The sequence below is a fragment of the Nocardia sp. NPDC058497 genome (assembly GCF_042720195.1).
GTDB lineage: Bacteria > Actinomycetota > Actinomycetes > Mycobacteriales > Mycobacteriaceae > Nocardia.
Map to the genome: position 1 here is coordinate 1 of NZ_JBHXMY010000009.1, position 10,752 is coordinate 10,752.

At 70.0% G+C, this 10,752-nt stretch carries 8 protein-coding genes; 7 read left to right on the top strand and 1 reads right to left on the bottom strand.

Annotated elements, in window-relative coordinates; genetic code table 11:
* Positions 1 to 219 precede the first annotated feature (219 nt).
* Entirely contained in the window at positions 220 to 915 is a 696-nt protein-coding gene (locus tag ACFWPJ_RS01525) for an AAA family ATPase (RefSeq protein WP_378845824.1), read from the bottom strand.
* 311 nt (positions 916 to 1,226) lie between these two features.
* Here ACFWPJ_RS01525 and ACFWPJ_RS01530 point away from each other — a divergent pair, with 311 nt between their 5' ends.
* The 7 genes from ACFWPJ_RS01530 (at position 1,227) to rpmA (ending at position 10,661) form a co-directional block, all read left to right on the top strand.
* Positions 1,227 to 3,905 (top strand): valine--tRNA ligase, encoded by a 2,679-nt coding sequence (locus ACFWPJ_RS01530; protein ID WP_378845826.1) that lies wholly within the window; start codon positions 1,227 to 1,229, stop codon positions 3,903 to 3,905.
* Positions 3,902 to 5,362 (top strand): bifunctional folylpolyglutamate synthase/dihydrofolate synthase, encoded by a 1,461-nt coding sequence (locus ACFWPJ_RS01535; protein ID WP_378845828.1) that lies wholly within the window; start codon positions 3,902 to 3,904, stop codon positions 5,360 to 5,362. The genes ACFWPJ_RS01530 and ACFWPJ_RS01535 overlap by 4 nt, the downstream gene beginning before the upstream one ends.
* Positions 5,359 to 5,787 carry a DUF4233 domain-containing protein gene (locus ACFWPJ_RS01540; protein WP_378845829.1) on the top strand — a complete coding sequence of 143 codons (429 nt, stop codon included), beginning with the start codon at positions 5,359 to 5,361 and terminating at the stop codon, positions 5,785 to 5,787. The genes ACFWPJ_RS01535 and ACFWPJ_RS01540 overlap by 4 nt, the downstream gene beginning before the upstream one ends.
* Positions 5,788 to 5,796: 9 nt before the next feature.
* Entirely contained in the window at positions 5,797 to 6,213 is a 417-nt protein-coding gene (gene ndk / locus ACFWPJ_RS01545; RefSeq protein WP_218721467.1) for a nucleoside-diphosphate kinase, read from the top strand.
* Between the two features lie 488 nt (positions 6,214 to 6,701).
* The gene (locus ACFWPJ_RS01550) at positions 6,702 to 9,833 is read left to right on the top strand and encodes a translation initiation factor IF-2 N-terminal domain-containing protein (RefSeq protein ID WP_378845832.1); all 3,132 of its coding nucleotides are present in this window, start codon (positions 6,702 to 6,704) and stop codon (positions 9,831 to 9,833) included.
* Positions 9,834 to 10,060: 227 nt separating this feature from the next.
* On the top strand, positions 10,061 to 10,372 hold the full coding sequence (gene rplU / locus ACFWPJ_RS01555) for a 50S ribosomal protein L21 (RefSeq protein ID WP_110039506.1): 312 nt from the start codon (positions 10,061 to 10,063) through the stop codon (positions 10,370 to 10,372).
* 22 nt (positions 10,373 to 10,394) lie between these two features.
* Entirely contained in the window at positions 10,395 to 10,661 is a 267-nt protein-coding gene (gene rpmA / locus ACFWPJ_RS01560; RefSeq protein WP_022567181.1) for a 50S ribosomal protein L27, read from the top strand.
* Positions 10,662 to 10,752 lie beyond the last annotated feature (91 nt).

The window sequence follows — 10,752 nt, forward strand, 5'->3', positions numbered from 1 at the left end:
GGGCCCCCCCCGCCCCCCCCCCCCGACGTGCTAGGGCCTGTTCGACGTCCGCCGACTGCGCTGCGGGCATGCGCTGGGCATTCACTGAACGCCCCGACGGTCCGATTGCGACCGATCGACGGGATAGTGAATGTTCAGCGCGGTCGTCGGCGGGATCGTGGGTGGTGACTCGGCTCGTGGGGCGAGCGCGTCGGTCGGTCCACTACTTCGAGAAAGGCCCTAGGCGGCGTCGAAGGTAATGCGGGTGACCGCGCTGAGGGTCGGCCGGTCGACGATCACCACCGACGCCGAGTCCAACGGCGCCGGGTCCGTCGACAGCGGGCCGCGTGCCCCCAGGGATTGCATCATCCGCTCCCATCGGCGGCAGTGCGCCGAGAACGCCACGCTGTTGACCCGCCTGCCCCGGGTGACCTGACCGTGTCTGGCCTGCGTCGGTGGCACATCGATCAGCACCATGTGCAGCTCGCGGCGACCGGCCTCCGCCCAGCGGGCGATCATCCGGCGGCTCCAGGCGAACGTCGCGCAGTCGTGGATCGCGACCGGCCCGTCGGCGGTGCGCAGCGCGTCGCGGATCGCGCGGTAGTGCGCCAGGTGCACCAGCGGCCGCCACAGCGGATACGGCAGCAGGCCGAGCCGGTGCCGCAGCCGGTTGCGGGTGTGATTCGAATCGAGCACCAGCGCACCCGAAGCCGTGCGCACCGGCTCCTCGGCGTCGGGACCCGCGGCGAAGAAGCGATGTAGCGCAGTGGATTTGCCCGCGCCGGGCACGCCGGCGAAGACCAGCACGCTGGTGGCGGGGTAGTGGAGCTGGTCGACGTCGCCCGCGCGTAGGTCCACCAGCGCGTGGGGAGCGATGATCCGCGGCGGCGCGGATCGGGGCGGGGGAGTCGCGGCGGAATCGAGCGGGGGCGTCACCCTCTCCAGACTCCGGGAAAACCGACAGTTCGGCAATCGGGGATCACCCGGATGTTCGGCGGAGACGCCTGGCTCACAACAACTTCCGCGTGTCGTTGTGCCCAGATGACAAATTGTCGCTCGGTTGTTGGGGAGAAGCTGAGAATTGCCTTTGGATCCCCCGGGCCGTGCTGAATCGCCGGTAGTATCACAGAGGTAGACGGAGTCTTCGGTGTCCCTCATCCACCGAAGATTCCGTCTCTGTTTTTCTTCGGGTCTTTCCGCCAGAGGTGGTGGTAAGTCGCGTTGGCAGCGCCCCTTAGGATTGGGGCGTGACCAGCGCAGCCCCAGACAACTCGCGTAATCGTGCCGATGCCCTGCCCAAGAGCTGGAACCCCAGCGAGGTAGAGGCCGACCTGTACGAGGGCTGGGTAGCCGCCGGATACTTCGGCGCCGACGCGACCAGCGGCAAGCCCGCCTACTCGATCGTGCTGCCGCCGCCGAACGTCACCGGCACCCTGCACATGGGCCACGCCCTCGACCACACCCTCATGGACACCCTCACCCGCCGTAAGCGGATGCAGGGCTACGAGGTGCTGTGGCTGCCCGGCATGGATCACGCTGGCATCGCGACCCAGACCGTGGTGGAGAAGCAGCTCGCCGCCGACGGCAAGACCAAAGAGGACTTCGGCCGCGAGCTGTTCCTCGAGAAGGTGTGGGACTGGAAGCGCGAGTCCGGCGGTGCCATCCAGTGGCAGATGCGCGCGCTCGGCGACGGCGTCGACTGGAGCCGCGACCGCTTCACCATGGACGAGGGCCTCTCGCGCGCGGTCCGCACCATCTTCAAGCGCATGTACGACGCGGGGCTGATCTACCGGGCCGAGCGCCTGGTGAACTGGTCGCCCGTGCTCAAGACCGGCATCTCCGACCTCGAGGTCGACTACAAGGATGTCGAGGGCGAGCTGGTCTCGCTGCGCTACGGCTCGCTCGACGACAACGAACCGCACGTCGTCGTCGCCACCACCCGCGTCGAGACGATGCTGGGTGACACCGCCGTGGCCGTGCACCCCGACGATCCGCGCTACGCCGCGATGATCGGCTCCACCGTCTACCACCCGATCACCGGCACTCAGATCCCGGTCATCGCCGACGACTACGTCGACCCGGAGTTCGGCACCGGCGCGGTGAAGATCACCCCCGCGCACGACCCCAACGACTTCGAGATGGGCCTGCGGCACAACCTGCCGATGCCGACGATCATGGACGAAGGCGGCCGGATCACCGGCACCGGCACCGAATTCGACGGCATGGACCGCTTCGAGGCCAGGGTGAAGGTGCGCGAGCGTCTCGAATCCGAGGGCCGCGTGATCGCCGAGAAGCGGCCGTACACGCACAGCGTCGGCCACTCCGAGCGCTCCGGCGAGCCGATCGAACCGCGCCTGTCGATGCAGTGGTGGGTCAAGGTCGAGTCGCTGGCCAAGGCCGCGGGCGACGCGGTCCGCGACGGCGACGTGAAGATCCACCCCGCGAGCCAGGAACCGCGCTGGTTCGACTGGGTCGACAACATGCACGACTGGTGCATCTCGCGTCAGCTGTGGTGGGGCCACCGCATCCCGATCTGGTACGGCCCCGAGGGCGAGATCGTCTGCCTCGGCCCGGACGACGAAGCGCCCGAGGGCTGGGTCCAGGACCCGGACGTGCTCGACACCTGGTTCTCCTCGGGCCTGTGGCCGTTCTCCACGATGGGCTGGCCCGAGGCCACCCCGGAGCTGGCGAAGTTCTATCCGACCAGCGTGCTCGTCACCGGTTACGACATCCTGTTCTTCTGGGTGGCCAGGATGATGATGTTCGGCATGTTCGTCAGCGACGACCCGGCGCTCACCGTCGGCAAGGGCGGACAGAAGCAGGTGCCGTTCGAGGACGTCTTCCTGCACGGCCTGATCCGCGACCAGTACGGCAAGAAGATGTCGAAGTCGCGCGGCAACGGCATCGACCCGCTGGACTGGATCAACTCCTACGGCGCCGACGCGCTGCGCTTCACCCTGGCCCGCGGCGCCCAGCCGGGCGGCGACCTCTCGGTCGGCGAACCGCACGCGCTGGCCTCGCGCAGCTTCGTCACCAAGCTGTTCAACGCCACCAAGTTCGCGCTGATGAACGGCGCGCGCTCGGGTGAGCTGCCCCCGCGCGAGACCCTCACCGACACCGATCGCTGGATCGTCGACCGGCTCGACGAGGTGCGCGCCGAGGTCGACGCCGCCTTCGACGCCTACGAGTTCGGCAAGGCCTGCGAGGCGCTGTACCACTTCGCCTGGGACGAACTGTGCGACTGGTACCTGGAGCTGTCGAAGGTGCAGTTCGCCGAGTCCGACGCCCGCGCGGAGAGCACCGCGGTGGTGCTCGGCACGGTCCTCGACGCAGTGCTGCGCCTGCTGCACCCGGTGATCCCGTTCGTCACCGAGACCCTGTGGAAGGCGCTGACCGGCGGTGAGTCGGTGGTCGTCGCCCCGTGGCCGGCCGCGAGCGGCATCGCCACCGACACCGTCGCCGCGCAGCGCGTCGCAGACACGCAGCGCCTTATCACCGAGATCCGCCGCTTCCGCGGTGATCAGGGCCTGGCCGACAAGCAGAAGGTGAAGGCCATCCTCGTCGGTCTCGACGAGGCCGGGCTCGGCGCGTTCGCCGGCTCGGTGGCCAACCTGGCCCGCCTGACCGAACCGGGCGACGACTTCGCCACCACCGCCGAGGTGCAGGTCCGCCTGTCCGGCGCGACGGTCACCGTGCAGCTCGACACCTCCGGCGCGATCGACCTCGACGCCGAACGCCGCAGACTGGAAAAGGATCTCGCGGCCGCGCAGAAGGACCTCGACACCACCACGGCCAAGCTGGGCAACGAGGCGTTCCTGGCCAAGGCGCCGCAGCAGGTCGTCGACAAGATCACCGGCCGCCGGGATGTGGCCACGGCCGAAGTCGCGCGCATCGGCGCCCGGCTGGCGGAGCTGAGCGGCAAATGAACGACGAGCCGGAGCCGCAGTACGACGCCGACGACCACCGCCCGGCTCCACTCGGCGCCGGTCCGTCGCCGGTCGACCTGGCCGAGATGGCGCTGGTCGAGGCCGAGCTGGACAAGCGCTGGCCGGAAACCAAGATCGAGCCGTCGCTGACCCGGATCGCCACGCTGATGGATCTGCTGGGCAACCCGCAGCGCAGCTACCCGGCGATCCACGTCGCGGGCACCAACGGCAAGACGTCGGTGAGCAGGATGATCGACGCCCTGCTCACCGCGCTGCACCGGCGCACCGGCCGGATCACCAGCCCGCACCTGCAGCTGGCGACCGAGCGGATCAGCATCGACAACGCGCCGATCAGCCCGGCTCGCTACGTGGAGACCTTCCGCGAACTCGAGCCCTACATCGGGATGATCGACCAGCAGTCCGCGGCGGCAGGCGGCCCGGCGATGAGCAAGTTCGAGGTGCTCACCGGCATGGCGTACGCCGCCTTCGCCGAGGCGCCGGTCGACGTGGCCGTCGTGGAGACCGGCATGGGCGGCACCTGGGACGCCACCAATGTGATCGACGGGCAGGTCGCGGTGATCACCCCGATCGGCCTGGACCACACCGAGTATCTCGGTCCCGACCTCGCCTCGATCGCCGGGGAGAAGGCCGGGATCATCAAGCGCGCGCCCGAGGCGCTGATCCCGGTCGACACGGTCGCGGTGATCGCCGAGCAGGAGCCCGAGGTGATGGATGTGCTGCTGCGCCGGGCCGTCGAGGTCGACGCCGCGGTGGCCCGCGAGGGCGCGGAGTTCCGGGTGCTGGAGCGGGCCGTCGCCGTCGGCGGTCAGCTGCTCACCCTGCAGGGACTCGGCGGCGTCTACGACGAGATCTTCTTGCCGCTGCACGGCGAGCACCAGGCCCGCAACGCCTCGCTCGCGCTGGCCGCGGTGGAGGCGTTCTTCGGGGCCGGCGCGGATCGTCAGCTCGACATCGAGGCGGTGCGCGCCGGTTTCGCGAGCGCGGCCAGCCCCGGCCGGATGGAACGGATGCGCAACGCGCCGACCATCTTCGTCGACGCGGCACACAATCCCGCGGGCGCGCAGGCGCTGGCGAACACCCTCACGACCGAGTTCGACTTCCGCAAGCTGGTCGGCGTCGTCGCCGTGCTCGCGGACAAGGACGCGGCGGGCATCCTGGACGCGCTGGAACCGGTGTTCGACGAGATCGTGGTCACCAGCAACGGTTCGCCGCGGGCCATGGACGTCGACGCGCTCGCCGACCTGGCCGTGCAGCGCTTCGGCGACGAACGGGTGATCACCGCCGACACCCTGCCCGACGCCCTGGAATCGGCGATCGCGCTGGCCGAGCAGGCGGGCGACGACGGTGACGTCATCTCGGGCGCCGGCGTCGTTGTCACCGGTTCGGTGGTGACCGCGGGCGCCGCGCGCGCCCTCTTCGGAAAGGGTCCGGCATGAGTCAGGTTCCACCCCCCGCGACCGACCCGTGGAAGGGTCTGCGCGGGGTCATGGCGGGCACCTTGGTCCTCGAGGCGATCGTGGTGCTGCTGGCGCTGCCGGTGGTCGCCGATGTCGGCGGCGGGATCACCTGGTTCTCCGGCACCTATCTCGTGGTGCTGGCGTTGCTGATGGTTCTCGGCGCCGGTGTGCAGCGGAAGTCGTGGGCGATCCCGTTCAACCTCGGCCTGCAGGTGCTGCTGCTGGCGGGCACGTTCATCCATCTGTCGATCGGGATCATCGGCCTGGTGTTCGCCGCGGTGTGGGCGTTCATTCTCGTCCTGCGCGCGGACGTGCAGCGCCGGATGGACGCGGGCCTGCTGCCCAGTCAGCGGATGGGCGGCCGAACCGACACGAGTTCGGCTCAGGGCGGCGACGCCGGTTAGAGTGACGCCGTGACTGAGCAGACTTTGGTACTCATCAAGCCGGACGGCGTCTCCCGTGGCCTCGTCGGCGAGGTGCTCGCCCGCATCGAGCGCAAGGGCCTGACCCTCGAGGCGCTCGAGCTGAAGAACGTGTCGACCGAGCTCGCCGAAGAGCACTACGCCGAGCACGCCGAGCGCCCGTTCTTCGGATCCCTGATCGAGTTCATCACCTCGGGCCCCGTCGTCGCGGCTGTGCTGTCGGGCCCCCGCGCGATCGCGGCGTTCCGTCAGCTCGCTGGTGGCACCGACCCGGTCGAGAAGGCCACCCCGGGCACCATCCGCGGTGACTTCGGGCTGGAGACCCAGTTCAACCTCGTTCACGGTTCCGACTCGCCCGAGTCCGCCAAGCGCGAGATCGCGCTCTGGTTCCCCGAATTTCCTGCTTGATTCGCGCTGTACTCGCTCGTCGCGTCCGATGCGGGCGCGACGGGCTCGAGCGGCCCGAGTTCGCGTGAGTTGCGCCGATGGCGATCCCCGCGCGAACCGTATGGGATACTGACTACGGATGTGTTCGACGCCGATGCTCAAACAGGGCGGTTGGTGACAGCCTGTCGCGCAGGTACGCGACAGCGGTGACGGACATGACCGGATGACACCGCGGTTGGATGCCGATCATCGCTGCCACGGACGACCCTGTTGCTGGGGTTGCCCGCGCAGGCACGCTGGATGAGCGCTCGGAGCGTGGCGTCACGCCGCACAGCCAGGCGCCGCGTGACCGGTTGGCCCGCCAGATCGATCGAGGTGAGACCGGACACGCGGGGCGAGACCAGATGACCCTCGTACCATCGGGTACGAGGTGCACGGACGATGCCCCCGCGTCGGCCGCGTCACTCCCGTACCGGGGATGGACGCGCCCGGGGGCCCGAGGAGACTTCGTGGCCGATACAGAGCCGCTGGACACAACACAACAGGATGCCGATCAATTGCCGGAGCGAATTCGAGTTCATGCACTGGCCAAGCGGTTGGGAGTGACCAGCAAACGCATCCTGGCCAAACTGGCCGAGCTGGGGGCCGAGGCCCGCAGCGTTCAATCGAATGTGGATCGCGCCGTCGCCGAGACGGTGCGCGACGCGATCGCCGCCGCTGACGCCGACACCGGCGAATCCCCGGCATCCACCACCGCGGCGGCCGCCAAGCCGTCGACCGCCCCCGTCGCCGAGCAGCCGGCCGACACGACCACCGCGCCCGCGCCGATGTTCTCGGCACCCGAGGTCGCGCGCACCGACGAAGTGTTCGCCGCCATGGCCGACGACGCGCACGCCGGCCTGTTCACCCACCGGACCACCGAGGCACCCGCCCCGGCCGAGCCGGTGTCCTTCGAGGCGCCCGCCTTCACGGCGCCGCTGTTCCTGCCGCCGGACGCCACTGCCGCCGAGGAGGCCCGCAAGCGCCGTCGCGCCGAGCGGACCGTCAAGCGGGCCGAGGAGCCCGTCGAGGAGGTCGAGCCCGAGCCCGAGACAGTCGAGGACGAGTCCGCCGACGTCGAGGCTGCCGGTGACAGCGATGCCGACGGTCAGCCGCGGCGCCGTCGACGTGGCCGTCGTGGTCGCGGCCGTGGCCGGGGCGAGCAGTCCGCCGACGGCGAGGACACCGACACCGAGGACACCGAGGACGACACCGCCCCGGCAGCGGAAGCCGCCACCGAGGAGGCCGAGCAGGCCGAGGACGTCGACACCGAGACCGAAGACGAGGACGAGTCGCAGCCCGAGGGCGCGAGCCGTCGCCGTCGCCGCCGTCGCCGCCGCAAGGTCGGCGGGGAGCCCGGCGAGGCCGAGGCGTCGGAGGACGATCCGCCGAACACCGTCGTGCACGAGCGCGAGCCGCGCAACAAGAGCCGTAGCCGGTCCGGGTCCGACGAAGTGCAGGGCATCTCCGGTTCCACCCGGCTCGAGGCCAAGCGCCAGCGTCGCCGCGACGGCCGTGAGGCCGGGCGCCGTCGTCCGCCGATCCTGACCGAGTCGGAGTTCCTGGCCCGCCGCGAGGCGGTCGACCGGGTGATGGTCGTGCGGGAGAAGGCGTTCGACGCCGCCGAGCACGCGCCGGGTCACCAGATCACCACCCAGGTGGCGGTGCTCGAGGACAACATCCTCGTCGAGCACTTCGTGACCAGTTCCGGCCAGGCGTCGATGGTGGGCAATGTCTACCTCGGCAAGGTGCAGAACGTGCTGCCCAGCATGGAGGCGGCGTTCATCGACATCGGCCGTGGCCGCAACGGCGTGCTCTACGCCGGTGAGGTGAACTGGGACGCCGCCGGTCTGGGCGGCAAGGAGCGCAAGATCGAGCAGGCGCTCAAGCCCGGCGATCAGGTGCTGGTGCAGGTGTCCAAGGACCCCGTCGGTCACAAGGGCGCTCGCCTCACCACCCAGATCTCCCTCGCGGGTCGCTTCCTGGTGTACGTGCCGGGCGGCACCTCCACCGGGATCAGCCGCAAGCTGCCCGACACCGAGCGCAAGCGGCTCAAGGAGATCCTGCGCGAGATCGTGCCCGCCGACGCGGGCGTGATCATCCGGACCGCGTCCGAGGGTGTCAGCGAGCCCGAGCTCGCTCGCGACGTCGAGCGGCTGCAGGCCACCTGGCGCACCATCGAAGAGGCGGCGGCCAAGGAGTCCAACGCGCCCAAGGCCCTCTACGAGGAGCCGGACCTGCTGGTCAAGGTGATCCGCGACCTGTTCAACGAGGACTTCTCCAAGCTGGTCATCGAAGGTGACCGCGCGTGGAGCACCGTCGAGAACTACGTGCGCACCGTCGCGCCGGACCTGCTGGAGCGGGTGAACCGGCACGAGAACAACGGCGTCGACGTGTTCGAGACCCTGCGCATCGACGAGCAGCTGGCCAAGGCGCTCGACCGCAAGGTGTGGCTGCCCTCGGGCGGCACCCTGGTGATCGACCGCACCGAGGCGATGACCGTCGTCGACGTCAACACCGGCAAGTTCACCGGTTCGGGGTCGAGCAACCTGGAGGAGACCGTCACCAGGAACAACCTGGAGGCGGCCGAGGAGATCGTGCGCCAGATGCGGCTGCGCGACATCGGCGGCATGATCGTCGTCGACTTCATCGACATGGTGCTCGAATCCAACCGTGACCTGGTGCTGCGCCGCCTCACCGAGGCGCTGGGCCGGGATCGCACCCGCCACCAGGTCTCGGAGGTGACCTCGCTGGGCCTGGTCCAGATGACCCGCAAGAAGCTGGGCACCGGACTGGTCGAGGCGTTCTCCACCACCTGTGAGCACTGCCACGGTCGCGGCATCCTCGTGCACTCCTACCCGGTGGACGCCGGGTCGGGTGTCGACGAGCAGGCGGGCCGGGCCAAGGAGGGCGGTTCGCGCCGTCGCCGCGGCAAGGACAAGGGCCAGGACAAGCAGGCCGCCGCGTCCGCCGCACCGTCGACCAACGGCACCGCGCCCGCCGCCGAGCAGGGTGAGGAGGACATCGCGGTCAAGCGGGCCCATCCGGTCGCGCTCGCGATGGCCGCTCACCACGGTGAGGACGCCGACGAGGTGACGACGGAGCCGGCCGAGGAGGTCGCGGTCGAGGAGACCGTCGCCGAGCCGACCCGGCGTTCGCGCTCGCGGTCGCGCCGGTCGAGCCGGAGTGCGGCAGCCAGTGAGCAGGCCGCGGAGAGCGAAGCGCTGACCGGGGTCATCCCGGCCGAGGCGGAAGCTCCGGCCGAGGAGCCCGCGGCCGCGGTCGAGCCGGCGGAGGTGGCCACCGAACCGGCGGCCGCCGAGGTCGAGCCCGAGGCAGCGCCCGAACCGGAAGAGGTCGAGCAGGCCCCCGTCGCCGAGGAGCCCGCACCGCGCGCGCCCCGCAGGCGTCGCGTGGCCCGGTCGACGGCCGCTCCGGCGGCCGACAGCGCGGGCGCGGTGTTCGTGCTCTCAGCGAACGAGCAGCCGCCTGCGGCGGCCGTGGTGGACTTCGCCGCAGAGCCGGTGATCGTCCCGGAACGCAAGCCGCGCCGTCGCGCGGTGGCGCGTCCCGCGGGCGCGCCCGCCGCCGAAACGAAGTAACCGCAGTCCCCCGATTCGGCCCTGACCGGCCGAATTGGGGGAGGGGTTGCCGTTCTGGTAACCTAGGTCGGTCGCTGCCCCGCGATTGGGCATCTGGCCGAACGGCCGGATGATTCCGCAGGCAGCCAACCGTTCTTCCCCCGCTCTGCGGGGATGAGCCCAGAAATACGCGTCGCAGCTGTGGCGTGGACATGTGCAGGACCAACGTGAGTGGAGGAAGCCGACCGATGGCAGCGTACGCAATCGTCAAGACCGGCGGAAAGCAGTACAAGGTCGCGGTCGGTGACCTGGTGAAGGTCGAGAAGATCGAGGGCGAGCCCGGCACCGCCGTGGCCCTGACCCCGGTTCTCGTCGTCGACGGCGCCGATCTGACCACCGACGCCGACAAGCTGGCCAAGATCTCCGTGGCCGCCGAGGTCGTCGACCAGACCAAGGGTCCGAAGATCCGGATCCACAAGTTCAAGAACAAGACCGGCTACCACAAGCGCCAGGGTCACCGTCAGCCGCTGACGGTCATCAAGGTCACCGGCATCAAGTAAGACATCCCGAGGAGACGAAGCAATGGCACATAAGAAGGGTGCATCCAGCTCCCGGAACGGTCGTGATTCGAACGCCCAGCGCCTCGGCGTGAAGCGCTTCGGTGGCCAGAAGGTCAGCGCGGGCGAGATCCTCGTCCGTCAGCGCGGAACCCACTTCCACCCCGGCGTGAACGTCGGTCGTGGCGGCGACGACACCCTGTTCGCCCTCGCGGCGGGCGCGGTCGAGTTCGGCACCAAGCGTGGCCGCAAGACCGTCAACATCGTCGTCCCGGAGCCGGCCCAGGCCTGACCGCCTGGAGCGTCAGCTCCCCACGGACACCGGAGCGGGGGGGGGGGGGTGTGCGGTCCCCCGGCCGCCTGGTGGGCCCCCCCTAACCCCA

What these genes read in the sequence shown, in the direction of transcription:
- ACFWPJ_RS01535 (WP_378845828.1), top strand. Translation starts at nt 3,902, where the DNA reads ATGAACGACGAGCCGGAGCCGCAGTACGACGCCGACGACCACCGCCCG.
- ACFWPJ_RS01540 (WP_378845829.1), top strand. Translation starts at nt 5,359, where the DNA reads ATGAGTCAGGTTCCACCCCCCGCGACCGACCCGTGGAAGGGTCTGCGC.
- rplU (WP_110039506.1), top strand. Translation starts at nt 10,061, where the DNA reads ATGGCAGCGTACGCAATCGTCAAGACCGGCGGAAAGCAGTACAAGGTC.
- rpmA (WP_022567181.1), top strand. Translation starts at nt 10,395, where the DNA reads ATGGCACATAAGAAGGGTGCATCCAGCTCCCGGAACGGTCGTGATTCG.